General features: G+C 66.9%; 25 protein-coding genes. 21 read left to right on the top strand and 4 right to left on the bottom strand.

The genetic code is table 11. The features are described 5' to 3' along the window. Nucleotides 1–57: 57 nt before the first annotated feature. A complete protein-coding gene (locus ASD67_RS08660; protein WP_056347203.1) occupies nt 58–2,052 on the top strand; it encodes a lipoxygenase family protein in 1,995 nt (664 codons plus the stop codon). 150 nt (nt 2,053–2,202) lie between these two features. Here ASD67_RS08660 and purC read toward each other — a convergent pair whose 3' ends face one another. Beyond that, on the bottom strand, nt 2,203–2,982 hold the full coding sequence (gene purC / locus ASD67_RS08655) for a phosphoribosylaminoimidazolesuccinocarboxamide synthase (RefSeq protein WP_056345994.1): 780 nt from the start codon (nt 2,980–2,982) through the stop codon (nt 2,203–2,205). A gap of 241 nt (nt 2,983–3,223) precedes the next feature. Between purC and ASD67_RS08650 the strand changes: the two genes are divergently transcribed. Further along, nucleotides 3,224–4,147, top strand: a complete 924-nt coding sequence (locus ASD67_RS08650; RefSeq protein WP_056345992.1) for a crotonase/enoyl-CoA hydratase family protein — start codon at nt 3,224–3,226, stop codon at nt 4,145–4,147. Nucleotides 4,148–4,264: 117 nt separating this feature from the next. On the opposite strand, the gene ASD67_RS08645 is transcribed toward ASD67_RS08650, so the two are convergent. Next, a complete protein-coding gene (locus ASD67_RS08645) occupies nt 4,265–5,896 on the bottom strand; it encodes an alkaline phosphatase D family protein (protein WP_056345991.1) in 1,632 nt (543 codons plus the stop codon). Between the two features lie 58 nt (nt 5,897–5,954). Further along, nucleotides 5,955–7,076, bottom strand: a complete 1,122-nt coding sequence (locus ASD67_RS08640) for a DUF3667 domain-containing protein (RefSeq protein ID WP_056345989.1) — start codon at nt 7,074–7,076, stop codon at nt 5,955–5,957. A 77-nt stretch (nt 7,077–7,153) separates the two neighbouring features. Between ASD67_RS08640 and ASD67_RS08635 the strand changes: the two genes are divergently transcribed. From ASD67_RS08635 to ASD67_RS08580, 12 genes are all read left to right on the top strand, one after another. Continuing rightward, on the top strand, nt 7,154–8,437 hold the full coding sequence (locus ASD67_RS08635) for a glutamate-5-semialdehyde dehydrogenase (RefSeq protein WP_056345986.1): 1,284 nt from the start codon (nt 7,154–7,156) through the stop codon (nt 8,435–8,437). A 31-nt stretch (nt 8,438–8,468) separates the two neighbouring features. Further along, on the top strand, nt 8,469–8,723 hold the full coding sequence (locus ASD67_RS08630) for a CopG family ribbon-helix-helix protein (RefSeq protein ID WP_162248559.1): 255 nt from the start codon (nt 8,469–8,471) through the stop codon (nt 8,721–8,723). Next, nucleotides 8,723–9,007, top strand: a complete 285-nt coding sequence (locus ASD67_RS08625) for a type II toxin-antitoxin system RelE/ParE family toxin (RefSeq protein WP_056345981.1) — start codon at nt 8,723–8,725, stop codon at nt 9,005–9,007. The genes ASD67_RS08630 and ASD67_RS08625 overlap by 1 nt, the downstream gene beginning before the upstream one ends. Continuing rightward, nucleotides 9,004–9,648 carry a nicotinate-nucleotide adenylyltransferase gene (locus ASD67_RS08620; RefSeq protein ID WP_056345979.1) on the top strand — a complete coding sequence of 215 codons (645 nt, stop codon included), beginning with the start codon at nt 9,004–9,006 and terminating at the stop codon, nt 9,646–9,648. The genes ASD67_RS08625 and ASD67_RS08620 overlap by 4 nt, the downstream gene beginning before the upstream one ends. Nucleotides 9,649–9,654: 6 nt before the next feature. Further along, on the top strand, nt 9,655–10,050 hold the full coding sequence (rsfS, locus tag ASD67_RS08615; protein WP_179102119.1) for a ribosome silencing factor: 396 nt from the start codon (nt 9,655–9,657) through the stop codon (nt 10,048–10,050). A gap of 33 nt (nt 10,051–10,083) precedes the next feature. Continuing rightward, nucleotides 10,084–10,512, top strand: a complete 429-nt coding sequence (locus tag ASD67_RS08610; protein WP_056345975.1) for a 23S rRNA (pseudouridine(1915)-N(3))-methyltransferase RlmH — start codon at nt 10,084–10,086, stop codon at nt 10,510–10,512. Beyond that, nucleotides 10,509–11,723: a murein hydrolase activator EnvC family protein gene (locus ASD67_RS08605; protein ID WP_056345974.1), complete on the top strand. Its 1,215-nt coding sequence runs from the start codon at nt 10,509–10,511 to the stop codon at nt 11,721–11,723. The genes ASD67_RS08610 and ASD67_RS08605 overlap by 4 nt, the downstream gene beginning before the upstream one ends. A 132-nt stretch (nt 11,724–11,855) precedes the next feature. Beyond that, nucleotides 11,856–13,250 (top strand): S41 family peptidase, encoded by a 1,395-nt coding sequence (locus ASD67_RS08600; RefSeq protein ID WP_056345971.1) that lies wholly within the window; start codon nt 11,856–11,858, stop codon nt 13,248–13,250. Nucleotides 13,251–13,282: 32 nt separating this feature from the next. Then, the gene (locus ASD67_RS08595) at nt 13,283–13,765 is read left to right on the top strand and encodes a disulfide bond formation protein B (RefSeq protein ID WP_056345968.1); all 483 of its coding nucleotides are present in this window, start codon (nt 13,283–13,285) and stop codon (nt 13,763–13,765) included. Further along, nucleotides 13,762–14,304: a demethoxyubiquinone hydroxylase family protein gene (locus ASD67_RS08590; protein WP_056345966.1), complete on the top strand. Its 543-nt coding sequence runs from the start codon at nt 13,762–13,764 to the stop codon at nt 14,302–14,304. Before ASD67_RS08595 ends, ASD67_RS08590 begins: the two co-directional genes overlap by 4 nt. Before the next feature lie 77 nt (nt 14,305–14,381). Next, nucleotides 14,382–14,990 carry a hypothetical protein gene (locus ASD67_RS08585; RefSeq protein ID WP_056347201.1) on the top strand — a complete coding sequence of 203 codons (609 nt, stop codon included), beginning with the start codon at nt 14,382–14,384 and terminating at the stop codon, nt 14,988–14,990. 79 nt (nt 14,991–15,069) lie between these two features. Continuing rightward, a complete protein-coding gene (locus tag ASD67_RS08580; RefSeq protein WP_056345964.1) occupies nt 15,070–16,824 on the top strand; it encodes a hypothetical protein in 1,755 nt (584 codons plus the stop codon). Between the two features lie 13 nt (nt 16,825–16,837). Here ASD67_RS08580 and ASD67_RS08575 read toward each other — a convergent pair whose 3' ends face one another. Then, nucleotides 16,838–18,781, bottom strand: coding sequence for a S9 family peptidase (locus ASD67_RS08575; RefSeq protein WP_056345962.1), 1,944 nt, complete (start codon nt 18,779–18,781; stop codon nt 16,838–16,840). A gap of 378 nt (nt 18,782–19,159) precedes the next feature. Here ASD67_RS08575 and ASD67_RS08570 point away from each other — a divergent pair, with 378 nt between their 5' ends. The 7 genes from ASD67_RS08570 to rplQ all read left to right on the top strand — a co-directional run bounded on the left by ASD67_RS08570 (nt 19,160) and on the right by rplQ (nt 24,430). Then, a complete protein-coding gene (locus ASD67_RS08570) occupies nt 19,160–19,480 on the top strand; it encodes a hypothetical protein (protein ID WP_235535609.1) in 321 nt (106 codons plus the stop codon). A 58-nt stretch (nt 19,481–19,538) separates the two neighbouring features. Then, nucleotides 19,539–20,882 carry a TldD/PmbA family protein gene (locus ASD67_RS08565; RefSeq protein WP_056345958.1) on the top strand — a complete coding sequence of 448 codons (1,344 nt, stop codon included), beginning with the start codon at nt 19,539–19,541 and terminating at the stop codon, nt 20,880–20,882. Nucleotides 20,883–20,888: 6 nt separating this feature from the next. Continuing rightward, nucleotides 20,889–21,680 carry an inositol monophosphatase family protein gene (locus ASD67_RS08560; protein ID WP_056345956.1) on the top strand — a complete coding sequence of 264 codons (792 nt, stop codon included), beginning with the start codon at nt 20,889–20,891 and terminating at the stop codon, nt 21,678–21,680. Nucleotides 21,681–21,879: 199 nt separating this feature from the next. Then, nucleotides 21,880–22,248 (top strand): 30S ribosomal protein S13, encoded by a 369-nt coding sequence (gene rpsM / locus ASD67_RS08555; protein ID WP_056345954.1) that lies wholly within the window; start codon nt 21,880–21,882, stop codon nt 22,246–22,248. Nucleotides 22,249–22,345: 97 nt separating this feature from the next. Further along, nucleotides 22,346–22,735: a 30S ribosomal protein S11 gene (gene rpsK / locus ASD67_RS08550; protein ID WP_003040416.1), complete on the top strand. Its 390-nt coding sequence runs from the start codon at nt 22,346–22,348 to the stop codon at nt 22,733–22,735. Nucleotides 22,736–22,841: 106 nt separating this feature from the next. Continuing rightward, complete coding sequence (locus tag ASD67_RS08545) at nt 22,842–23,900, top strand: DNA-directed RNA polymerase subunit alpha (RefSeq protein WP_056345952.1); 1,059 nt, start codon at nt 22,842–22,844, stop codon at nt 23,898–23,900. A gap of 107 nt (nt 23,901–24,007) precedes the next feature. Then, nucleotides 24,008–24,430, top strand: coding sequence for a 50S ribosomal protein L17 (gene rplQ, locus ASD67_RS08540; RefSeq protein WP_056345950.1), 423 nt, complete (start codon nt 24,008–24,010; stop codon nt 24,428–24,430). Nucleotides 24,431–24,578 lie beyond the last annotated feature (148 nt).

Genomic DNA, 24,578 nt, shown 5'->3' with positions numbered 1-24,578 from the left:
ATGTTTTGCGACAGCCGCTCCCATCCGAATTTCGATCCTTTGGGGGAGTCCGTCATCATGTCCTATCCTGTCGCGTCACTGACCACACCCACGCCCGCGCTGGCGTCGCCAATGCCGTCCGCCGATCCGACGCTGCCGCAGAACGACACGCCGGCGCAGCGCGCCGCCCGCGCGGCGCAACTGACCGCGACGCAGTCGGTCTATGTGTGGACCACCGATGTCCCCACCCTGCCCGGCGTGCCGCTGGCGACCGACGTGCCCAAGAACGACGTGCCGACCATCGCCTGGTTCGGCAAGCTGATCACCATCGGCCTCGCGATCGTACGCAACGCGCTCGCGGTGAAGCTCGGCGCGGTCGAAGCCGGCGAATTGACCGGAGCCCACCCCGATTATGCCGCGGCGCTCGCCGAATGCGACGCGATCGAGGCCTCGACGCTCAAGATCACCGCCGCGCATGGCGCGCATGAAGGCGGTAATATCTTCGAACGCATTGTCGACGATGTCGAAAGCGCGGTCGCGACGATCGAACGCGACGCGCACCTGACCCTGCTCGAAGGCTATAAGGCGCGCATCGAGGATCTGATGAAAGTCAGCGACGACGAGGTCGCCGGCATCGGCAGCCGCGCACCGCGCAGCCTCGACGCCTATCGCGCGCTGTTCCAGACGCTGCCGGTGCCGGGCATCGCCTATGACTTCCAGAACGACGCCAGCTTCGCGCGGCTGCGCGTGCAGGGGCCGAACAACATGCTGATCGCCGCCGTCGGCAATGCGCTGCCGGCGAATTTCCCACTGACCGCCAAGCAATATGCCGCGGTGGTGAACGGCGACACGCTCGACCGCGCGCTCGCCGACGGCCGCCTGTTCCTGCTCGATTACAAGGACCTGGCGGTGCTCGACCCCGGCACCTATCGCGGCGAGGCCAAATATGCCTGGCAGCCGATCGCGCTGTTCGCGGTGCCGCCGGGCGGCGCCTCTCTGATCCCGGTCGCGATCCAGTGCGGTCAGGATCCCGCCGACTTCCCGATCTTCACGCCCTCGCCCGCGCCCGAGAAACTGTGGGGCTGGGAAATGGCGAAGCTCGTCGTGCAGGTCGCCGACGGCAATTATCACGAATTGTTCGCGCATCTGGCGCGCACGCATCTGGTGATCGAGGCCTTTGCCGTCGCGACGCACCGCCACCTCGCCGAGGTCCATCCGATCTGGGCGCTGCTCGTCCCGCATTATGAGGGAACGCTGTTCATCAACGAAGCCGCGGCGACCTCGCTGATCGCTGCGGGCGGGCCGATCGACCATATTTTCGCGGGCACGATCACCTCGAGCCAGGCCGCGGCGGTCGATGCGCGGCTCGCCTTCGACTTTTATGGCAAGATGCTGCCCGCCGACCTCGCGGCGCGCGGCGTCGGGGTGAGTTCGGCGCTCGCCGACTATCCGTACCGCGACGACGCGCTGCTGGTGTGGAATACGATCCACGAATGGGCGCGCCAATATGTCGACCTTTATTATACCAACGACGCGGCGGTGGTCGCCGACACCGAACTCACCGCCTGGGCGGCGTGCCTTGCCACCGAAGCCAAGATCAGGGGCTTCGGCCCGGTGGCGACGCGGGGGCAACTCGCGCAAATCTGCACGATGGTGATGTTCACTGCGAGCGCGCAGCATGCGGCGGTCAATTTCCCGCAAAAGGACATCATGACCTTTGCCCCCGCGATCACCGGCGCGGGCTGGGAGCCGGCCCCGACCGGCCAGCGCGGGCAGGACAAGCCGGGCTGGCTGGCGATGATGCCGCCGATCGGTCTGGCGCTCGAGCAATTGAACGTGCTCGAACTGCTGGGTTCGCTGCACTATCGCCCGCTCGGCGATTATCGCAGCAACGCCTTTCCCTATCCCTTGTGGTTCCAGGATCCGCGCGTCACCGCGAAGAGCGGTCCGCTCGCCTGGTTCCAGGCCGCGCTCACCGATGTGGAGACCGAGATCGTAGCGCGCAACGCGCAGCGGCTGGCGCCCTATCCCTATCTGCAGCCGAGTTTGATCCCGACCAGCATCAATATTTGAGGCGGCGACGCCAGACAAAACACACGCGTCATTGCGAGCGAAGCGAAGCAATCCAGGGGCGGCTTACGCCCACTCTGGATTGCCGCGTCGCTTCGCTCCTCGCAATGACGACGCTCAGTGATCCGGTAGCAGCGCGCCTATCGCAAGCGTTCAGCTGCCCTTTTTCTTGCGGTGGCTTTCGAGGTCGAGCACCGCATTGTCGACGCCTTCGGGCAGCAGGCCCAAGCGGCGCGCGACTTCCTGATAGGCTTCGACCTCGCCGCCGAGGTCGCGGCGGAAGCGGTCCTTGTCGAGTTTTTCGTTGGTGGTCATGTCCCACAGGCGACAGCCATCCGGGCTGATCTCGTCGGCGAGGATGATGCGGCTGAAATCGCCGTCATAGAGCCGCCCGAATTCGAGCTTGAAGTCGACCAGGCGGATGCCGACCGCGGCGAACATGCCCGACATGAAGTCGTTGATGCGGATCGCCATGTCCTGGATATCGTGCAATTCTTCCTGGCTGCACCAGTTGAAGCAGGCGATATGCTCCTCGGCGACCAGCGGATCGCCGAGCGCGTCGTCCTTGTAGCAATATTCGATCAGCGTGCGGGGAAGCTGGGTCCCCTCCTCGATCCCGAGCCGCTTCGACAGCGTGCCGGCGGCGACGTTGCGCACGATCACCTCGATCGGGACGATCTCGACCTGGCGGATCAGCTGCTCGCGCATGTTGAGGCGGCGGATGAAATGATGCGGGACACCTATGTTGCCGAGCAGCGTGAAGACATGCTCGCTGATCCGGTTGTTGAGCACGCCCTTGCCGCTGATCGTGCCCTTTTTCTGGGCGTTGAACGCGGTCGCGTCATCCTTGAAATATTGGATCAGCGTGCCCGGTTCGGGGCCCTCATAGAGGATCTTGGCTTTGCCTTCGTAGATCTGGCGGCGACGGGCCATGGGCACATGCTTTCCTTGACGTCAAAATAGCTGGCCCCGGCGAATACGACTCATGCGAGGCGCGGCGCCGGGGCGGTTCCGGCGCCTATAGCGGCAAAGGTCGGGCGCGTCATCCCCGGGCGTAAGACACCCCTTCTCCAAACGGGATGAGGGAGGATTTACACCTTTACGCTTACGTAAACTAGAGCTTGCCTTCCTTCGCATCCCTTGCGACCATGGCTGCAACGACAAGGAGAGAGACATGAGCTTCGAAGAGATTCGCCTCGACAAGCATGAGGGCATCGCGCTGCTGACGCTGTACCGGCCCGACCGGATGAACGCCTTCACGACCCGGATGATGACCGAAATCGTCGCCGCGCTCGACGAATGCGACGCCGACGACGGAGTGCGCGCGGTGATCTTCACCGGCCATGGCGAGCGCGCCTATTGCGCGGGGGCGGACCTCGGCGCCGGCGGATCGACCTTCGATTACGACAAGCGCACCGACAAAGCGGCACTGCTGCCCGAGGGCATATCGGCAAGCCCGGTCGCCGAGGACGGCACGATCGACTGGTCGCACCCGCTTATCCGCGACGGCGGCGGCCGCGTGTCGATGCGCATCTTCGAATGCAAGAAGCCGGTGCTCGGCGCGATCAACGGCGCCGCGGTCGGCATCGGCGCGACGATGACGCTGTCGATGGACGCGCGCCTCGCCAGCGACACCGCGCGCTACGGCTTTGTCTTCGCGCGCCGCGGCATCGTGCCCGAAGCGGCATCGAGCTGGTTCCTGCCGCGCCTCGTCGGCATCCAGACCGCGCTCGACTGGTGCTATTCGGGCCGGCTGGTCCCCGCCGCGGAAGCGCATGAAAAGGGCCTCGTCCAGTCGGTCCATGCCCCCGGCGAACTGGTCGATGCCGCGATCGCCAAGGCGCGCGAGCTGACCGGCGACAGCGCCCCGGTGTCGGTCGCGCTGACCCGCCACATGATGTGGCGCATGCTCGGCGCGCCGCACCCGATGAGCGCGCACCGCTGGGACAGCCGGGTGATCTTCGCCCGCGGCCGCAGCCCCGACGCCGCCGAGGGCGTGACGAGCTTCCTCGAAAAACGCGAACCCCATTTCACCGCGAGCGTCGCGAACGACTATCCGTCTTTCGGCGAGTTCGAGGATGCGCCGCCTTACGGCTAAGGTCCTTATAATCCTCCCTGTGGCGAAGCNATTGCGCGACGTTTCGGCCCCTCCACCATCCGCTTCGCGGACGGTCCCCCTCCCCATCGCTTCGCGACAGGGAGGATCAACTACGCGTCAAACCACGTCGTACATCCTTTTCCCGCGCCGCACCGTCATGCTGTGCGTGTCCTTAAGCGCGAGCGATTTTTCGCGGATCGTCTCGACGCTGTGCCAGTGGGCGGTGACCTTTTCGGGGGTCATCGCCACCGAGACATAGCCGCGATCGCAGGTGTTCGCCCATTTGAGCTGCGGCGACGATCCGCGCAGCGCCGCGACGCGCGTCTCTTCCGAAATCCCCTGCGTATAATTTTCGAAGCCCGGCGAGGTGACGCTGTGGCCGCCGACCTCGATACCCGCGGGCCGGCGGTCATGCGCGAGGTCGAACGCCCAGGCGTTGTGGCTGTCGCCCGCGAGCATCACCAGGTCGGCATCGACCGACTGCGCCGCGCCGAGCAGCCGGTCGCGCGCCGCAGGATAGCCGTCCCATGCATCCATGTTGAGCGGCAGCCCGGCCTTGGCGGCGAGCTGTGACGCGGCGACGCGGCGGCGCACGACATCGGGCGGGTTGGCGCCGAACCAGTTCGCCGATTCGGGCGGGGTGAAGAGCGTCCCGGTGACAATCTGCTGCGCGCAGACCTGCCAGCGCGTGCCCGCCTTCTTCGAAGCGGCGAGGCCACCGAACAGCCATTTTTCCTGATCGCTGCCCATCAATTGGCGCGCGGGGTCGCGATAGGCGGTCTCGGCAAAGGCCTTGAGCTTCGCGGCCGCATCGCCGCCGCCCGCGACGATCTCGTCGATCTCGAACGGACGATCGCGCGCGGTCACCCGCGTTTCGGGCAGGAAGATCGTCGCGAGGTCGCCGACCTGATAGTCGCGCCAGCGCGTGTCGGCGACCGGCATCCATTCGCCATGCGCGCGCTCGGCCGCTGCTACACGGTCGGTCCAGCTGCCTTCGCCGTCATTGTGGTTTTCGGCCCCGCCCTTCCAGGCGTCGTTGGCGAATTCATGATCGTCCCATTGCGCGATCATCGGAAACAGCTGGTGCAGCCGCTGCAGATCGGGGTCGGCGCGGTAGGCGGCGTAGCGCAGCCGATAGTCGGCGAGCGCGACGATTTCCTGCGACGGCTGGATTTCGCGCCCCGGCAGCGCCTGCTTCGCCGACGGATAATCGCCGGCGGCATATTCATAGAGATAGTCGCCGACATGGGCGACGAGGTCGATGTCCTGGCGCGATGCGGCATGGCCATAGGCGTTGAACCAGCCGAAGGGCATGTTCGAACAGGAAAAGAGCGCGAGATTGAAGGCGGACGTCGGCCCCTGCGGCAGGGTGCGGGTGCGGCCGGTGATCGATTTGGTGCCGTCGGGCGCGACGAAGCGATAGAAATACCAGCGGCCCGGCTCCAGCCCGCGAACCATCAGCTTGGCGGTGTGATCGCTGGCGCCGTCGGCATCGACGCTGCCGCCGCCAACGATGCGCGCGAAATCGGGTGTTTCGGCGACCTCGACGGTCAGCCGGGCATCGGAGGGCGCGGCATAGCGTGTCCACAGCATTACCGAATTCGCCCCCGGTTCGCCGCTCGCGACGCCATGGGTGAAGCCCTGCGCCATCATCGCCCGCGCCGCGCCGGGCAGCGACAGCGCCGCAAGTCCGGCGGTGCCGAGCTTGATCAGCAGGCGGCGGTCGATCTCTCCCCAAAGCGGATGCATCGCAGTCTCCCTATTTTCCGGCGGCTTCTTGCTCCGTCTTTGTGACGATATGGCGCGCCTATCCCATGACCCCCATCGCCAGCAGCAGCAGCATGAAGGTGGTCACCGCGAACAGGCTGAAGAACAGCAGCAGCATGCCCCGGACCAGCGCCCCGAAGCGCGACGAGCGATAGGCCCCGCGCAGCTGGCGCACCATGTGGAAGGGCACATAGAAGATCGCGAGGACGGTCGCGACGTCGCCGAGCGCCGTCAGGTTGAGCAGCCGCACGACGACGAACAGCAGCAGCATGAACGAAATCGAGTAGGTGACGAAGACGAAATGGTCATAGGTGTGGAAGCGGCGGCTGAACGGATAGAGCAGCCACATGAAGGGCAGCGACAGCGGGATCAGCGCCCAGGCGAATTTATAGGCGTTCGCCTGCAACTTGTACATGACGAGCGACGGGTTCGCGCGCGCCTTTTCGAAACCATGGTCGATGAAGGGCACCCCGGTATCGACCTTGGTCCGTGACAGGAAATCGACGCTGGTCATCATCTGCTCGCCCGGATCTTCGAGCACCGGCGGACCCTTTGCACGCTCCTCCGCAGTCATCGGCTTCGCGATGCCAAGATATTCGGCGCTCTTGCGCAGCGAGACGAGCTCCTGTTCGAGCTGCCGCTTTCGTTCCGGCGTCAGGCCCTTTTTTGCAAGCTCGGCATTGACCTCCGCCGTTTCCGCGAGGAAGCGCGCCTGGATCGCGCTCGCCTCGGTCTGGTTTGCCGCCGCCTTGGCCAGCCCCTCGCCGAACCCGCCGCCGCTGCCGACCATCGCGAGCACCGCATAGGTCAGGAAGACCGCGAACAGGAACAGCGCCAGCGGCGAGATGAAGCTCGCGCGCTCGCCATGGATATAGCGGCGCGTCAGGTCGCCGGGGCGCCAGGCGAGCATTGGCAGCGTGTTCCAGATCTTGCCCTCGAAATGGAAGATCGCATGGACGAGGTCGTGACCGATCGCGCCGAAGCTGCGGTGAACGTCGGCGCGCTGGCCGCAATGATGACAATGCGAGCCGACGAGGCTGGTCCCGCAGTTGAGGCAGCGCGTACCCGCATGTCCATCCGGGCCGCCGTGGCGCGGTTCGACCGCGCGTGCCGCCAGCCCGGCGGTCACCGCCGCCCCGATCCCTTCGATGTCCCCTGTCATGACGCCTAGGTAGCAGCGCGCGCGGCGCGTGCAACGGAGACTTTCACCGGCCGCGCAAAGCATGATAGGGCGCGCGCATGACCGCCAAAGCCCATACCCTGTCCCCCGTTCCCGACCCCGATGCACTGATCGCCGACATGGGCGCGCGCGCGCGCATCGCGGCCAAGCGGCTGGCCGTGGTGCCGACCGCGGAAAAGGCCGCGGGCCTGCGGGCCGCGGCGGGCCAGCTGCGCCTGCGCGCCGACGCGATTCTCGACGCGAACCGGCGCGACATGGCGGCGGCCAAGGCGGCGGGGCTGTCGGCGGCGATGCTCGACCGGCTGCGGCTCGACGATGCGCGGCTTGGCGGTATCGCCGAGGCGGTCGAGGCGGTCGCCGCGCTCCCCGATCCGGTCGGCATGGAAATCGACCGCGCCGTCCGCCCCAATGGCATGGCGCTCAGCCGCGTGCGCGTCCCGCTCGGCGTCGTCGGCATCATCTATGAAAGCCGGCCGAACGTCACCGCCGACGCGGCGGCACTGGGGCTGATGTCGGGCAATGCCGTGATCCTGCGCGGCGGCAGCGAGGCGGTGAACAGCAATCGTGCGATCCACGCCGCGCTCGCCGCGGGGCTCGCCGAAAGCGGCCTGCCCGTCGATGCGGTGCAACTGGTGCCGGTGCAGGACCGCGCCGCCGTCGGTGCGCTGCTGCGCGCGCAGGGGCTGGTCGACATCATCATCCCGCGCGGCGGCAAGAGCCTGGTCGCGCGGGTGCAGGACGAGGCGCGCGTGCCCGTGCTCGCGCATCTCGACGGGATCAACCACCTCTATCTGGACGGCCGCGCCGACCCCGCCAAGGCGGTGGCGCTTGCCGTCAACGCCAAGATGCGCCGCACCGGCGTCTGCGGCGCGACCGAGACGATCCTGATCGACCGCGCCTTTCCCGCGCCGCTCGCCATCGTCGATGCGCTGGTCGCGGCAGGCTGCGAAGTGCGCGGCGACAGGGAGGTCGCGGCGCTGAGCCCGCATGTCGGGCCCGCCAGCGCGAACGACTGGGACTGCGAATATCTCGACGCGATCGTCTCGGTCGCGATGGTCGACGGCCTCGCCGGCGCGCTCGCACATATCGACGCGCATTCGAGCAAGCACACCGACGCGATCGTCACCGAGGATGAAGCCGTCGCCGAACGCTTCCTCGCCGAAGTCGACAGCGCGATCGTCATGCACAACGCCTCGACGCAATTCGCCGACGGCGGCGAATTCGGGCTGGGGGCGGAGATCGGCATCGCGACGGGGCGGCTCCACGCGCGCGGTCCCGTCGCGCTGGAGGGGCTGACTACATACAAGTGGCTGGTGCGCGGGAGCGGTCAGACGCGTCCTTGAATCATTTGTATACAAATGATACATGGTCTACATGACCAAGCACGCTGTCATCTCCGCCCGTATCGACGCCGATCTTCTTGCCAAGCTGGATCGGATCGCCGCGTTTAACGAGCGCAGCCGCGCTTGGGTGATCGGCCGCCTTCTTGAAAGCGCCGCGACCAAGGAATTGGAGTTCGTCGATTTCATTCAGGTCGGACTGGATGACATTGCGGCGGGCCGCGTCGTCCCACACGAGCAGGTGGTCGCGGAAATCGAGGCCCGGATCGCAGGGCGCAAGGCGGCCTGATGCAGCTGCAATGGGCGAAAACCGCCCACGAAGAACTTTTTCGGACCGCCGATTTTCTGGACGCCGAAGGTATCGGCTCAAGCACGCCTATGCTGGAAGCGGTCCTTGCCGCAACCAGCCTCCTAGTTCAGCACCCCCAAGCCGGCCCGGCGATCTTGGGATCGCGAATCCGGAAATGGCCTGTCGCCGACCATCCCTTCTTGCTGCTGTACGAAGTCGATAGACACGGGATCACTGTTGTGCGCTTCGTCCACAACCGCAGCGACTGGCAGAGCCTCCTGTGATCCCCACCGGCCTCCTCGGCGGCAGCTTCAACCCAGCGCACGGCGGGCATCGCGCGATCAGCCGCAATGCGATCGACGCGCTGGACCTCGACGAACTCTGGTGGCTCGTCTCCCCCGGCAATCCGCTCAAGCCCGCCAAGGGCATGGCGCCGCTGCCGGCGCGCCTTGCCTCCGCCCGGCGCGCGGCGCGGCGGTCGCCGATTCGCGCCACCGCGATCGAGGCCGAACTCGGCACGCGCTACACCGTCGATACGCTGAAGAAACTGGTCCGCCGCTATCCCAATCGGCAGTTCATCTGGATCATGGGCGCCGACAATCTGGCTCAATTGCCCCAATGGCGCGACTGGCGGGGGATCGCGCGACTCATGCCGATTGCGGTTATCGCGCGTCCGGGCTATAATGGCCGCACCCATGCTGCAAAGGCGATGGGTTGGCTTCGGCGCTTCGTCCGGCCCGCGGACCAGAAAAGTCACTGGACGGACTGGAGACCGCCTGCCCTCGTGTTCCTGCGATTTTCGCCCGATGTGCGATCCGCAACTGCAATACGGCAGGCCAACCCCCGCTGGTTCGAACGCTATGCTGGCCGCGTGATGCGCGACCCGCTGACGCATTCGCGGCTGGCCACGGACGAAAAGGAATGAATAAGCTTGATAGCCGCCAGTAAGGATGCCGCGCCCGGCGCCGCACCGAATGACAGCGTGGAAGCCCTCCACGCGCTGATCCTCCACCAGCTGGACGAGGATCAGGCCCAGGAAACCATTTCCATCCCGCTTGCCGGCAAGAGCAGCATCGCCGACCATATGGTGATCGCGAGCGGCCGGTCGACGCGCCATGTCTCGGCGATCGCCGACAAGCTGGCGCAGCGGATCAAGCAGGAAGCGGGCCGCCTCGTCCGCGTCGAGGGCCTGCCCAACGCCGATTGGGTGCTGATCGATGCCGGCGATGTCATCGTCCACCTGTTCCGCCCCGAAGTGCGCAGCTTCTATAACCTCGAGCGCATGTGGTCGTTCGGCGACGCGCCGCCGGTCACCGCCGTAAATTGACGTCCCTGCCCGCCGGAGGCTAGGCGGGGCGTCATGCTGCTGCACATCATCGCGCGGGGACGTATCGGGCGGTCCCCCGAGGCCGACATTGTCGGCCGTTATATGAAGCGCGTGACCTGGCCACAGAAGATCACCGAATTGCCCGATACCGGGGGGAAAGTTCCTGCCGCAGCGCCCGGCAGTCGCACGATCCTGCTCGACGAGACGGGCGAGCAGATCACCTCGCTCGACCTGGCCAAACTGCTCGAACGCTGGCGCGATGACGGGGTGCGCGAGGCGCGTTTCTGCCTCGGCGCCGCCGACGGCTTCACTCCGGACGAACGCAAGGACGCCGATAAGGCGATCGCCTTCGGCCGCGCGACCTGGCCGCACCTGATGGCGCGCGCGATGCTTGCCGAGCAATTGTGGCGCGCGACGAGCATCATTGCCGGCCACCCCTATCACCGCGAAGGCCAGCAATGAGGTTCGCCTTTGCCTTGCCCGCAATCGCCCTCGCGCTCGCCGGCGGGGCCCTGGCGCTGGCGCAGAGCGACGCCTTCGATCCCACCGCCATCGCCGCGCGCGAACGCCAGCAGCTGATCGCCGCCAAGGAACAGTCGGCGGCGGCGCTGGCGCGCAGCGCGGCGCTCGAAGTGCAGGCGGCGGCGGCGACCGACGCCGCCGACCGGCTGAAGAAACGCAGCGCCGCACTCGCCGCGCGCATCCAGTCGGCCGAGGCCGACATCAGCGCCGGCGAGGCACGCGTCGCGCTGGTCGGGCGGCGGCTGGCGGAACAGCAGGCGCGGCTCGCCGAGCAGCAGCAGCCGCTGCTCGAACTCACCGCCTCGCTCCAGCAACTGTCGCGCCAGCCGCCGGTGACCGTGCTCGCGCAGCCGGGGTCGCTGACCGACATGGTCCACGCCCGCGCGGTGCTCGACGCGGTGATGCCGGTGATCGAGCGGCGCACCGCCGGGGTGCGCCGCGAGCTTGCCCAGCTCCGCGAAACCCGCGCGCAACAGTCGGTCGCGCTCGCGGCGCTCGCCGCGAGCAAGAAGCAGCTGGCGACGCGGCGCGACGAACTGACGCGGCTGGAAAATGAAGGGCGGCTGCGCTCGCGCGACCTGATGAGCAGCGCGCGGCTCGAAGCCGACCGCGCGCTCGGGCTCGGCGAGAAAGCGCGCGACATCGTCGACCTGATGGACACGCTCGAGGTCGACAGCGGGGTGCGCGCCGAGCTGGCCCAGCTTTCGGGTCCGGTCCAGCGCCCGAATGATCCGGCGAGCGGCAACCCCGCCACCGCGGCTCCATCCACGCGGGAAGCCGACCTTGCGCAGGGCGCCTATCGCCTGCCCGTTGTCGGGCGGATCGTCGCGGGACTCGGCGAGGTCGACGACAGCGGGGTCAGGTCGCGCGGCATCACCATCGTCGCGCGCCCGGGCGGCCAGGTCGTCGCCCCGGCACCGGGACGGGTCAGCTTCGCCGGCGACTATCGCGGCTATGGCAAGATCGTCATCATCGATCATGGCGGCGGCTGGACCTCGCTGCTCACCGGGATGATCGGGCTGTCGGCGAGCGTCGGCGACACCCTCGATGCCGGGGCGCCGATCGGCCGCGCCGGCGCGCGCGACGCGCATATCACCGTCGAACTGCGCCGCGCCGGGCGCCCGGTCGATATCGCCCGGATGCTCGGTTGATCGCCCCCTGTTAACCCACCGTTCGGATGCCGGTCCATAATGGGATGCTGCGCTTGACGCCCCGTCCAATGCGTAGGAATATGGCGGGCCGGGGATTATAGGGCGGACCGTCCGCCAAGGTGAAAGACGATCATGACCGAACCGACCAAGACCATCGCCTCCCCCAAGCGCCGTTTCGCGCTGTGGCAGGGCGCCGCCGCGCTGAGTACGCTCGCGCTGGTGCCGCTGGCGACCGGGGCGATGGCGACCGTCGACACCGCGACGACCAATGAGATTTCGCGCTTCATGGACGTCTTCCTCGAAGTGCGGTCGAACTATGTCGAACCGGTCGACGATTCGAAACTGATCGAAGGCGCGATCAACGGCATGCTCGCCAGCCTCGACCCGCATTCGGGCTATCTCGACGCGCGCGGCTTTTCGAACCTGCGCACCCAGACCGACGGCGAATATGGCGGGCTGGGCCTGTCGGTGACGATGGAAGACGGCGTCGTGAAGGTGATCGCGCCGACCGCCGACACCCCGGCGGCCAAGGCCGGGATCAAGGCCGGCGACTATATCACCCATATCAACAAGGAACTGATCTTCGGGCTGACGCTCGACGAAGCGGTCGACCAGATGCGCGGCAAGCCGGGCACCAAGATCGACATCACCGTCGTGCGCGAGGGCCAGGACAAGCCGATCGAATTGTCGCTGACCCGCGAAATCATCGACCTGAAGCCGGTGAAATGGGAAGTGAAGGGCGACGTCGGCGTGCTGACCGTGAGCAGCTTCTCCGCCGACGCGACCACCGACCTCAAGGCCGCGATGATGGCGGTCGAAAAATCGCTCGGTAAAAAGCCGCGCGGCTGGGTCCTCGACCTCCGTTCGAACCCCGGCGGGCTGCTCGACGAAGCCGTCGGGATCAGCGACCTGTTCCTCGAACGCGGCGAAATCGTCTCGCAGCGCGGCCGCCGCAAGGGCGATATCGAACGCTATTTCGCCGAACCCGGCGACCTCGCGGGCGGTGCGCCGGTGATCGTGCTGATCGACGCCGGATCGGCCTCGGCCTCCGAAATCGTCGCAGGGGCGCTGCAGGACCAGCACCGCGCGGTCATCATGGGCGAGCGCAGCTTCGGCAAGGGATCGGTGCAGACGGTGCTGCCGCTGACCGACACGACTGCGCTGCGCCTGACCACGGCGCGCTATTATACGCCGTCGGGCCGCAGCGTGCAGGAAGGCGGGATCGATCCCGACATCCGCGTGCCGCAGCTGTCGGACCCCGATTACAAGGACCGTCCGCGCTTCCGCGAAAGCGACCTGCGGCGTCACCTGATCAACGAGAAGAAGGTCGACAATAGCCTGCTCGAAAAGGACGAGAAGGACGATCCGCGCTTCACCGCGACCGCCGAAGAGTTGAAGGCCAAGGGCATCGAGGATTTCCAGATGAATTATGCGCTGCAGACGATCGGCCGGATCAACCCCGCGGCGCGCATGGCACAGGGCAGCGCGCCGGCCAAGGCGCCCGCCAAGGCGGTCCGCCGCAACTGATAGTCTTCTCTCCGTCACTATAGGTAGGTTAGATGCTGAACTCGCGTATCGCCGCGCCGCTGGTGGCGCTCGCCGCGCCGCTGCTCCTCTATGGCGGCGCATTGGTGTCGCAATATGGCTTTGGCCTGCACCCGTGCGAGATGTGTTACTGGCAGCGCTGGCCGCACCAGGCGGCGATCGTGCTGGCGCTGCTCGCGCTGCTGCTGCGCAGGAACGACGGCGCGATGCGGGCGCTGACCCTGCTCGCCGCCATCGCAATCGCGATCAGCGGCGCGATCGGCATCTTCCACGCCGGGGTCGAATATGGCTGGTGGCAGGGGCTGACGACTTGCAGTTCGACCGGCAGCGGGCCGGTGACGCTCGACAGCATCATGGCGGCGCCGATCGTCCGCTGCGACGTGCCGCAATGGACGCTGGGACCGATCTCGCTCGCGGGATTCAACGCCATCTTCTCGCTCGCCGCCGCCGCCTTCGTCTTGACCCTGCTGCGCCGGCGGCCCACATCGGTCGCATGAGCGACACGAAAAAGGACGGCGCCAACGACGACGGGCGCAACGCGTCGATGATCCGCGTCGACCAGGCGGGCGAATATGGCGCGACGCGCATCTATGCCGGCCAGCTCGCGGTGATGGGCGACCGCCACCCGATGGCGCGCGAAATCGCGCATATGGCCGAACAGGAAGAGCGCCACCGCAAATTCTTCGACTCCATGGTCGCGCGGCGCGGCGTCCGCCCGACCGCGCTGCAGCCCGTGTGGAAGGTCGCGGGTTTCGCGCTCGGCGCGGTGACCGCCGCGATGGGGCCGCGCGCCGCGATGGCGTGCACCGCCGCGGTCGAGACCGAGATCGACCGCCATTATCGCGACCAGCTCGACGAACTCGGCGACAGCGACCCCGAACTCAGCGCCGCGGTCGCCGATTTCCGCGCCGAGGAGCTGGAGCATAAGGAAGCGGCACTCGCCGCGGGCGCCGAAAGCGCGCCCGGCTATCCGCTGCTCAGCTTCGCGATCCGCGCCGGATGCCGCGCAGCCATCGCGCTGTCGAAGCGTATCTGATACAGAAACCGCCTGCCCGTTCATGACGGATGCAGGCACGCGGTGCCATTCCGCACGAAATGACGAAGGATGATCCGATGACCCGCCTCCCCCTCGCCGCGCTGCTCCTTGCCGGCAGCCTGTTCGCGCTCCCCGCCGCCGCGCAGGATGCCGACACGTCGAGCGCCGAAAAGATCAACCAGGTCATCGTTTACGGCAACGACAAGTGCGAGCCGTCGAGCAGCGACGAAATCGTGGTGTGTAACCGCCTGCCCGAAGGCGACCGCTATCGCGTGCCGCAGCTGTTCCGCGGCGGCGACCCGCTCGATCCGCGCAACCAGGCCTGGCTCAACCGGGTGACCGCAATGGAGCGCGTCGGCCGCTTCGGCACCGACAGCTGCTCGCCGGTCGGCCTTGGCGGCTTCACCGGCTGTACTCAGGCGCTCGTCGCGGGCGCCAAGGCCGAACGGCAGGCGGCCGACAAGACCGACTGGCAGGCGATGATCGCCGACGAACGCGCCAAGCGCATCGCCGGCATCGACGCGGCATCGGACGAAGTCGAAGCCGCGGTGGTCGCCGAGGAACGCGCGATGGCCGAACGCCAGAAGGCGGCCGCCGACCTGGAAGCCCAGGCGAACGGCACCGCACCGCAGCGCGAGCAGGCCGAACCCGACGCGACTGAATTGCCGGTGCCGCCGCGGAACTGACCGCGACGCCCCGACTGGCTGGTTGATCGCGAAGCGACACTGGGTTAGCGATTCTCCGACAGGGGAACAGGGGCGATATATGAAGATCGGAATGATGGCGCTGCTGCCGGCCGCGATGGGCTTGGCCGCGCCGGCGATTGCCGCACAGGCGGACGAAACGACGGCTTCGGCGCGGGGTGAGGCCCCGCCCGCACCACCCGTCACGCCGACGGCAAGCGTCGCGGCCGCGAGCGAGCAGGATTTTTCGACTTGCGACGGCTATAATGCCCCGCGCGGAAAATCCGACGGAATCGCGCGCGAGACCTTCATGTTCGGCGCGGCCTCGCGATCCGCCGACATTCGCCGCAAGGACATTTACACCTTTGGAGAGCGAGGCCTCGCCGCCTGCGAGCGCGCGCTGCACGACGCGCGCCTGATCGATGCCTTCTGGCTGCGCCGCGCCAACCTGTTGCAGGCGCAAGCGGTCCATGCCGTCTGGGCAGGCCAAGCCGAGCGCGCCATCGCGCTGACCGGCGCCAGCGATGCGCTCGGCGCCGCGCACAAGGACGGCTATTTCCTGCAGAGCATCGGTGTCGGCAACCGCGGCGTCCGGGCCTATGCGCTGATCGCGCTCGGCCGGCGCGACGAGGCACTGGCCGCCATCGCGGAGATGCGCGCGGGCCGCCCCTGGTCGCAGTCGATCCGCCAGCTCGCGACGCGGCTGCACATGCACCTCGACAAAAGTTTCGCCGCACAGGCCGCGGAGATGAAGGATGCCATTCCGCTGTCGCCCGAAAGCGGCCGCGCGCTTTTCTGGATGCTATTCCTCGACGGCGACCTGGAGGCGGCGCGCGCGATCGCACCGACGATCAGTTTCGACCTGCCCAAACAGCGGGGTGGCTGGACGCTGCGGGGCGGCGAGCAGAACGAACTCGAAGAGATCGAACAGCGCGCGACGGTGCAGGGCGCGCGCGCCTATGCGGAGGCCGCCGCCGGCAATACCGCCTGGGCCAAGACTGCGCTCGCGGAGGCGAAGGCCGACCTCGACGAAGCGATGGCGCCGCCACCGCCGCGCGCCGACGGCAAGCCGCCGAAGAAGCAGGATGTCGAAGATCACGCCCGCCGGCTGCCCTATGCGCGCCGGGCCAAAAGCGAAATCGGACTCTGGGAGGCCGCGATCGACCTGCGGCCCAAGATCGCCACGCGTCCCAGCGACGAAACTCACGCCGAATTCATTGCCAAGGGGTTGGATAAACTGCCGATCGTTGCCGATATATTGGCGAATCTTCCCACCGAAAATGCGGCCGAAAAGGCCGAACTCCACGCGGTTCGAGCAAGGCTGCGGAGTAATTTCGACGCCGAGCGCGTCAAGGCTCTCGACTTTCCGGCGGCCGAGCTGATGGCACTGCTGCCCCGGCCCGAAACATCCAAGATCGTTCCGACGCTCAAGCCCGCCGGCGACGGCTATTTCCTCAGCGACTCGGGATTGTCGCGCAATCAGGAGGGCAAAAGCGACATCTGGACCATCCGCTATACCCACAATCTCGCGCCGATCGCCGCCGTGGAAGAACTGGCGATGCTCGGCGCGGCGCAGACCGCGCGCCGCGAGGGGTATGACAGCATGATCCTGCTCAGCCGCCTGTCGATCTCGCGCACGACCAACGTGTCGGGCATGTATGTCGGCAGCTATCAGCAGAATTCGGGCTACGAGGCCCAGATGCGGGTGCGCTTCGTCAACGCCGGCGCCCTTCCCGCGGACCTCGCCGGCATGGAATGGCGCGTTATCCCGGCCCAAAAGGCGATCGACCAATTGTCGGATCGCTACAAGACCGGCGGGCTCACCATCGCCTGGTGAGCCCGCACCGGCGTCAGTTCAGCAGATACTGTTTCCAGAAGACGAGTGACGCCCAAAAATTATAGTCGGCGTTTTCCTTCTTCGCGAAGCCATGGCCTTCGTTGGTGCCGACGAGGTGCCAAGCGGTGCCGCCTTTCTTGCGCACCGCCGCGACGATCTGGTCGGCCTCCGACGCCGGCACGCGCGGGTCGTTGGCGCCGGTGACGATGAACAGCGGCTTCTTGATATCGGCGACGCGGGTGAGCGGCGAGATTTCGATCAGCTTGGCGCGCTGTTCGGGCACGCGCTCGTCGCCATATTCGACGCGGCGCAGGTCGCGGCGATAATCCTGGGTGTTTTCGAGGAAGGTGACGAAGTTCGAGATCGCGACGACGCACAGGTTCGCGCGCAGCTTGTCGGCATAGTGGGTCGCGGCGGCATAGCACATATAGCCGCCATAGCTGCCCCCGGTCAGCCCGAAGCGCGACGCGTCGAGCGTCCCGTCCTTTGCCAGCGCATCGAGGAAGGCGCCCATGTCCTTGACGCTGTCCTCGCGCTTGAACGGGCCGTTGTCGAGGCTGACGAAGGTCTTGCCGTAACCGGTCGAGCCGCGGACGTTGGGATAGAAGAGCGCGATGCCCATTTCGTTGAGCAGATAGTTCGACCGTCCCATAAAGCCCGGGCGCGACTGGCCTTCGGGTCCGCCATGGACGCTCATGATCAGAGGGCGCTTGCCGGGGAATTTGGCCGGGTCGGGACGATAGAGGAAACCCGACACCTCGAGCCCGTCGAAGCTCTTCACCTTGACCAGTTCGGGTTCGATATTCTTCGTCACGTCGAGGCCGCCGGTCTCGCTTTCGGTCCAGCGGGTGACCTTCAGCGTCTTTGGATCGACGCTGAACGCGTCCGCCGCGCTGCGCGCCGAGGTAAAGCTGATCCCGATCTCGCCCCACGGCGCGATCTCGACCCCGCCGATGATGCCGGCGGGCAGGCTGTCGACGGTGCGCACCGCGCCGCTTTTCGGGTCGAGCAGGCGCAGTTTCGACATGCCCGCCTCGTTCACCGTATAGGCGATGAAGCTGCCGTCCTCGGCGATGTCGAAGCCGCTGACCTCCCATTTCTCCGCCGGCCCCTTCGGGGTGAACTTGCCCGTCGCGGGGTCGAGCGTGCCGAGCCGTTCGAACTCGGCGCCCTCGTCGCTGGTGATCCAGATCGTGCCGTCGGGAGCAAAGGTGCCGCCATTGTGCGACACCGTCTTGCTGTGATCGCCGATCGGGGTCATCGCCCCGCTCTTGAGGTCGAGGCGGAAGAAGTCCGACTTCTGCACCGAGCTGTATTTGCCGACGAGCGCCCAGCTCTTGTCGGGCGCAAAGTCGAGCAGCGCCCAGCCGCCGCCGTCGACCTGGGCGACCATGCGCGCCGATTTCGGATCGCGCGGATCCATGAGGTAGATGTCGCTGTCGCGGCCGTTGCGCAGCGTCGAGGTGTAAGCGACGAGCGTGCCGTCGTTGCTCCACGCATTGATGCCGTTGCGGCTCTTGCCGTCGGTGAGCAATTCGAGCCGGCCGTTCTTCATCGCATAGATCTGGTAGAATTCGTTACCCCCGATATCCTTTTGCACCAGCATCAGGTCGCCGGTTTTGGGCGACCAGGCCGCATTGCCGACCGGCTCCTCCTCGAACGTCAGCTGCTTGCGGTCGCCCATCGGGGCGGCGACGCGATGGATCTGGCTGGTGTTGCCGAAACGCGTCGCGATCAGCATCGATTTGTCGACCGGATTCCAGCCGACGAAGCTGGCGCCGCGATTTTCCATGTAGGGGCGCGTCGCCGACGCGAGTTCGGCGGGCACGTCGGGCATGCCATCGGCGATGAGCGCCGCGGGCTTGGGCGCGACGGGTGCAGCGGTCTTGGCCGCTTCCTGCGCGAGCGCGGGTGCGAGAGGCAAGCTGAGGGCAGCCAGGAAGGCGAGGTAACGCATCGATGATTCCCCTGTTCGTCTATGGTCCGGATGGACAGACCATGGACGCTATCAGGGGCGGCGATGGATGCAAGGCTTCGACCGACGGCGAGTCGCGCCGCGCAAGCCGCCTCCAGCCTCATTTGAGCCGCTTTCGTTGCCAGATTGGCGGCGAATTCGCCGTTCGACGCAGAATCGTTCGCAAATTGGGCCGAATCGAGGATGAAATTAACGAATCGGGGCCAGACTGTCTTGACTCGGTCATTATTGGTTGAAATCGTCGGGTTTCTGGGAATCGCCGGCCTAAGGGGGCTGAAAAAAATGGCATCAACATTCGGACCGCGCCTGTGGAGGCGCTCGCCTCGTGCCGTGCCTCCGGCCCGAAGCCTGGGCCGCCGGATGACCTTTCATGCCGCCTTCGCCCTCCTCGTCTTCGCTGCGTTGCAGATCTGGCTCGTGTCGAGCGCGATCGCCGCAGGGGCCCCTTCGGGACTGACCGTCGTCGCGCTGATCCTGCTGCTCGCCATCGCGGTGCCCGTCGCGCGCATCACAGAACGGCGCTGGTATCATCTCAGCCGCCAGGCGCTGGCGAGTTGGGGCCTGCACGCCCGCTTCCGCCGCGACCTGCTGCGCCTGTGGGTCGCCGCGCTCGCCCTGCCCTTCCTGTGGGTTAGCGGCGCGATGGCGGCGACGACCGGCCTGGCGGTCATCGGCGGCTGAGGCGGCCGTTCACCGATAAGATTTTGACGGCTTCGCGCGCGCGCCCTAAGGCGCGGCCATGCTGACCGTAGCCGAAGCCCTCGACCGCGCGCAGATGCTGTGCGACGCCGCCTCCAAGGCCGGCGCCGACGCCGCCGACGCGCTCTATTATTGCAACGCCGCGACCTCGGTCTCGATGCGCCTCGGCGCGCTCGAGGATGTCGAGCGGTCCGAAGGGCAGGACATCAGCCTGCGCGTCTTCGTCGGACAGCGCAGCGCGAGCGTGTCGACCGCCGACATGGACGCGGGCGAACTGGCGAAGCTGGTCGACCGCTGCGTCGCGATGGCGCGCGAGGCCCCCGAAGACCAATATGCCGGCCTCGCCCCCGAGGTCCTGCTGTTCAGGGGCGCCATCCCCGACCTCGATCTCGACGACGCCAGCGAAGCCGACCCGCAGGCGCTGCGCGAAGCGGCGCGAAGCGTCGAGGAGGCCGCGCGCGCGGTCGCCGGCGTCACCAACAGCGAAGGCGGCAGCGCGAGCCACAGCCGCACCCGCCTCGCGCTCGCGACCAGCCACGGCTTTGCCGGCGGCTATGGCGCGAGCGGGCACAGCCTGTCGGCGAGCGTGATCGCCGGCGAAGGCGCGAGCATGCAGCGCGACTATGGCTGGCACAGCGCCCATTATCTGGCCGACCTCGAAACCAGCGGCGCGATCGGCACCCGCGCCGGCACCCGTGCGGTCGCGCGGCTGAACCCCGGCAAGGCGCCGGTCGGCAAGGTCCCGGTCCTGTTCGACCCGCGCGTCGGCAGCAGCATGGTCGGCCATCTGCTCGGCGCGATCGGCGGCCCGTCGATCGCGCGCGGCACCAGCTTCCTGCTCGGCAAGGAAGAGGCGCAATTGTTCGACAGCGCCATCGTCATTCGCGACGAGCCGCACCGGCCGCGCGGGCTGCGCAGCCGCGCCTTCGACGGCGAAGGCCTGCCGACGAGCGCGCGCGACCTGATTTCGGACGGACGCCTGACCGGCTGGCTGCTCGACAATGCGTCGGCGAAGCAGCTCGGCCTCGCCCCCACCGGCCATGCGAGCCGCGGCGGCGGCGCGTCGGGGGTCAGCGTCAGCAACGTCCACCTCGCGGCGGGCACCGTGTCGCCGGCGGCGCTGATGGCCGACGTGATCGAGGGCGTCTATGTCACCGAGCTGATCGGCCAGGGCGTCAACCCGGTCACCGGCGACTACAGCCGTGGCGCATCGGGTTTCGCGATCCGGGGTGGCCAGCTTGCCGAACCGATCGCCGAATTCACCGTCGCGGGCAATTTGATCGCCATGTTCGCCGCGCTGGTCCCCGCCGACGATCTGGAGTTCCGCCACGGCACCAATGTCCCGACGCTGCGCATCGACGGCATGACCGTCGCGTCGAGCTAGACCGCCGTGCCGCACCGCAACCTTGAAGCCGTGATCGCGGCGACCCGCGAGGTCGGCGACATGGCGATGGCGCGCTGGCGCGGCGAGGGCAAGGTCGTCGATGTCCAGTACAAGTCACCGAACAACCCGGTCAGCGACGTCGACCTCGCGGTCGATGCGCGGCTGAAGGCGGTGCTCGGCGCAATGGTGCCCGAGGCGGGCTGGCTGTCCGAAGAGACCGCCGACAACACCGACCGCCTGTCGTGCCGCGCGATGTGGTGCGTCGATCCGATCGACGGCACCCGCGACTTCATCCGCGGCCGCCCGGGCTGGGCCGTATCCGTGGCGCTCGTCGTCGACGGCGCCCCCGAATTCGGCGTGCTCTATGCTCCCGCGCTCGACGAGCTGTGGGTCGCGCAGCGCGGCCAGGGCGCGCTGCTCAACGGCGAGACGCTGCACGCGAGCCAGCGCTGCGAGTTTGCGGGATCGCGCGTCCCCGCCGATGCCCTGCCGCGCGTCGACAACGACCTTGTCATCGTCACCAAGCCCAACAGCATCGCGCTGCGCATGGCGCTCGTCGCCGACGACCGCGCCGATCTGGTCGCGACGCTGCGCTGGGGTTTCGAATGGGACGTCGCCGCCGCGGCGCTGATCGCGACCGAGGCGGGAGCCGCGGTCACCGACGCGTTCGGCGCGCCGTTGCGGTTCAACACCCCGCGCGCGCAGGCCTTCGGGGTCATCGCCTGCGCCCCCGGAATCCACCGGGCCGTCGTCGATCGCTTGCACGACCGGGCGGTGGCGCTTACAACCTCCGCCTGACCACCCGCCGCAGTGGTGCGTTTTGCCGCAGTTCGCTTGACAATTCGGGCGACTCACCTTAACTGCGCCTCCATTCCGACAGCCTGACCGGACGGCGAAGCGCGCTCGCGCATTCGTGGTCCGTTTTTTGCGTTGGAAATCAGACGCTTTGAGATGGGGCCGGTTGCCTACGGCCCTGTGGAGCAGGAGAAAGTACCCCATGGCACGTATCGCGGGCGTCAATTTGCCCACCAACAAGCGCGTGATCATCGCGCTCACCTACATCCACGGCATCGGTCGCAAGACCGCCGTCGACATCGCCACCAAGCTGGGCATCGACCACACGCGTCGCGTTCAGGACCTCAGCGACGCCGAGATCCTGCAGATCCGCGAAACGCTGGACGCCGACCACACGGTCGAGGGTGACCTTCGCCGCAACACGGCGATGAACATCAAGCGCCTGATGGATCTCGCCTGCTACCGCGGCCTGCGTCATCGCAAGGGCCTGCCGGTCCGCGGCCAGCGAACGCACACCAACGCGCGCACCCGCAAGGGCAAGGCGAAGCCGATCGCCGGCAAGAAGAAGTAAGGTTTCGAGCGCGTCCTTGCGGGCGCGCTTCCTTACTTTCCGCCGGAGGTCGCCACGACCTGCGGCCAGCTTCAGGATTTAGGATTAGGATTTCATCATGGCTCGTGAACCGCAGCGCCTTCGTCGGCGCGAACGCAAAAACATCTCGTCGGGCGTCGCCCACGTCAACGCGACCTTCAACAACACGATGATCACCATCACCGACGCACAGGGCAATGCGATTGCCTGGTCGAGCGCCGGCATGATGGGCTTCAAGGGAAGCCGCAAGTCGACCCCTTACGCGGCGCAGGTCTGCGCCGAAGACGCCGGCAAGAAGGCCGCCGAACATGGCGTCCGCACGCTGGAAGTCGAAGTCAAGGGTCCGGGCGCCGGTCGCGAATCGGCGCTGCGCGCGCTGCAGGCGGTCGGTTTCCACATCACCTCGATCCGCGATGTGACCCCGATCCCGCACAATGGTGTCCGCCCGGCCAAGCGCCGTCGCGTCTGATACCTGCTTCGGATCCGCCCCGTCCGGGGCGGCATCCGCTATCTCCTAACGCCGGACCGGTCGGTTTCCGCCCCCGCCCTGTCCCGCCAAAAGCAAAGGGAAGACCATGACTGTCAATATCCGGAACTGGCAGGAATTGAAGAAGCCCAGCAACCTGGAAATCAAGGCCGGCAGCGACGGCAAGCGCAAGGCGACCTTCGTCGCCGAGCCGCTTGAGCGCGGCTTCGGTCTGACGCTCGGCAACGCGCTGCGCCGCGTGCTGCTCTCGTCGCTCCAGGGTGCGGCCATCACGTCGATCAAGATCGAGAACGTGCTCCACGAATTCTCGAGCCTGGCCGGCGTGCGCGAAGATGTCACCGACATCGTCCTCAACGTGAAGCAGATCGCGCTGAAGATGGAAGGCGAAGGCCCGAAGCGGCTGCAGCTTTCGGCCACCGGTCCCGCGACCGTGAAGGCCGGCGACATCATGGTGTCGGGCGACATCAAGGTGATGAACCCGAACCATGTCATCTGCCACCTCGACGAGGGTGCGACGCTGAACATGGAACTCGTTGCCGACACCGGCAAGGGCTATGTCCCCGCGACCGCCAACCGTCCGGTCGACGCGCCGATCGGCCTGATCCCGGTCGACTCGCTCTTCTCGCCCGTGCGCCAGGTCGCCTATAAGGTCGACAATGCCCGCATCGGTCAGGAACTGGACTATGACAAGCTGTCGCTGACCGTCGATACCGACGGCACGGTGACCCCGGAAGATGCCGTCGCTTACGCCGCGCGCATCCTTCAGGACCAGTTGCAGGTCTTCGTCCACTTCGAAGAAGCGATGAACGACAGCGGCATGATCGGCATGGCGGCGTCGCCGACCACCGCCGACGAGTCGGACGTCAACCAGCTCAACCGCTTCCTGCTCAAGAAGGTCGACGAACTCGAACTGTCGGTCCGTTCGGCCAACTGCCTGAAGAACGACAACATCATCTATATCGGTGATCTGGTTCAGAAGACCGAAGCCGAAATGCTCCGCACGCCGAACTTCGGCCGCAAGTCCTTGAACGAAATCAAGGAAGTGCTGTCGTCGATGGGCCTGCGCCTCGGCATGGACATCCCCGGCTGGCCGCCCGAGAATATCGAGGAAATGGCCAAGAAGCTCGAACAGGAACTTCTCGGCTGATCTTGCGCCCCGGCTTCGGCCGGGGCCAACAACGGGAAAGGGTCGGCCCGCAATCGACCTGGTCTGGGCTACCTCACACGGGCCTTTAACGAACGAAGGATAACATCATGATTCATAAAACCGGCGGCCGCAAACTGCAGCGCACCAGCGCGCACCGCACCGCGATGTTCCGCAACATGTCGGCCTCGCTGATCAAGCATGAGCAGATCATGACGACCGTCGCCAAGGCGAAGGAACTGCGTCCCTACGTCGAAAAGCTGGTCACGCTCGCCAAGCGCGGCGGCCTTGCCAATCGCCGTCTCGCGCAGAGCCGCCTGCTCGACGAGACGCAGCTCAAGAAGCTGTTCGACGTCATCGCGACCCGCTACGCCGACCGCGCCGGTGGCTACACCCGCGTCATCAAGGCCGGTATCCGCGCCTCGGACGCAGCGTCGATGGCGATCATCGAATTCGTCGACCGCGACGTCGATGCCAAGGGCCAGGATTCGGGCCCCGTCGATCAGTATGACGACGAGGCGGAAGCCGCATAAGGCGCGCTTCCGGCAAAACGAAATCAAGGGCGGCGTCCGAAAGGATCGCCGCCCTTTTTCATGGGCAATGCAATGCGACCACGCCGTCATTGCGAGCGCAGCGAAGCAATCTCCAGCCATCGGTATCGACTGACGATAGCTGGAGATT

This window comes from Sphingopyxis sp. Root1497 (genome assembly GCF_001427085.1).
Lineage (GTDB): Bacteria > Pseudomonadota > Alphaproteobacteria > Sphingomonadales > Sphingomonadaceae > Sphingopyxis.
This window is presented reverse-complemented; position numbering and strand designations above follow the sequence as displayed.

Coding starts and splice junctions, on each gene's coding strand:
- ASD67_RS08605 (WP_056345974.1), top strand. CDS start 10,509: ATGAGGTTCGCCTTTGCCTTGCCCGCAATCGCCCTCGCGCTCGCCGGC.
- ASD67_RS08570 (WP_235535609.1), top strand. CDS start 19,160: ATGACCTTTCATGCCGCCTTCGCCCTCCTCGTCTTCGCTGCGTTGCAG.
- ASD67_RS08650 (WP_056345992.1), top strand. CDS start 3,224: ATGAGCTTCGAAGAGATTCGCCTCGACAAGCATGAGGGCATCGCGCTG.
- ASD67_RS08565 (WP_056345958.1), top strand. CDS start 19,539: ATGCTGACCGTAGCCGAAGCCCTCGACCGCGCGCAGATGCTGTGCGAC.
- ASD67_RS08600 (WP_056345971.1), top strand. CDS start 11,856: ATGACCGAACCGACCAAGACCATCGCCTCCCCCAAGCGCCGTTTCGCG.
- ASD67_RS08645 (WP_056345991.1), bottom strand. CDS start 5,896: ATGCATCCGCTTTGGGGAGAGATCGACCGCCGCCTGCTGATCAAGCTC.
- rpsK (WP_003040416.1), top strand. CDS start 22,346: ATGGCTCGTGAACCGCAGCGCCTTCGTCGGCGCGAACGCAAAAACATC.
- rplQ (WP_056345950.1), top strand. CDS start 24,008: ATGATTCATAAAACCGGCGGCCGCAAACTGCAGCGCACCAGCGCGCAC.
- ASD67_RS08610 (WP_056345975.1), top strand. CDS start 10,084: ATGCTGCTGCACATCATCGCGCGGGGACGTATCGGGCGGTCCCCCGAG.
- rpsM (WP_056345954.1), top strand. CDS start 21,880: ATGGCACGTATCGCGGGCGTCAATTTGCCCACCAACAAGCGCGTGATC.
- ASD67_RS08580 (WP_056345964.1), top strand. CDS start 15,070: ATGAAGATCGGAATGATGGCGCTGCTGCCGGCCGCGATGGGCTTGGCC.
- ASD67_RS08545 (WP_056345952.1), top strand. CDS start 22,842: ATGACTGTCAATATCCGGAACTGGCAGGAATTGAAGAAGCCCAGCAAC.
- ASD67_RS08660 (WP_056347203.1), top strand. CDS start 58: ATGTCCTATCCTGTCGCGTCACTGACCACACCCACGCCCGCGCTGGCG.
- ASD67_RS08635 (WP_056345986.1), top strand. CDS start 7,154: ATGACCGCCAAAGCCCATACCCTGTCCCCCGTTCCCGACCCCGATGCA.
- ASD67_RS08630 (WP_162248559.1), top strand. CDS start 8,469: ATGACCAAGCACGCTGTCATCTCCGCCCGTATCGACGCCGATCTTCTT.
- ASD67_RS08585 (WP_056347201.1), top strand. CDS start 14,382: ATGACCCGCCTCCCCCTCGCCGCGCTGCTCCTTGCCGGCAGCCTGTTC.
- ASD67_RS08625 (WP_056345981.1), top strand. CDS start 8,723: ATGCAGCTGCAATGGGCGAAAACCGCCCACGAAGAACTTTTTCGGACC.
- ASD67_RS08640 (WP_056345989.1), bottom strand. CDS start 7,076: ATGACAGGGGACATCGAAGGGATCGGGGCGGCGGTGACCGCCGGGCTG.
- ASD67_RS08595 (WP_056345968.1), top strand. CDS start 13,283: ATGCTGAACTCGCGTATCGCCGCGCCGCTGGTGGCGCTCGCCGCGCCG.
- ASD67_RS08590 (WP_056345966.1), top strand. CDS start 13,762: ATGAGCGACACGAAAAAGGACGGCGCCAACGACGACGGGCGCAACGCG.
- purC (WP_056345994.1), bottom strand. CDS start 2,982: ATGGCCCGTCGCCGCCAGATCTACGAAGGCAAAGCCAAGATCCTCTAT.
- ASD67_RS08575 (WP_056345962.1), bottom strand. CDS start 18,781: ATGCGTTACCTCGCCTTCCTGGCTGCCCTCAGCTTGCCTCTCGCACCC.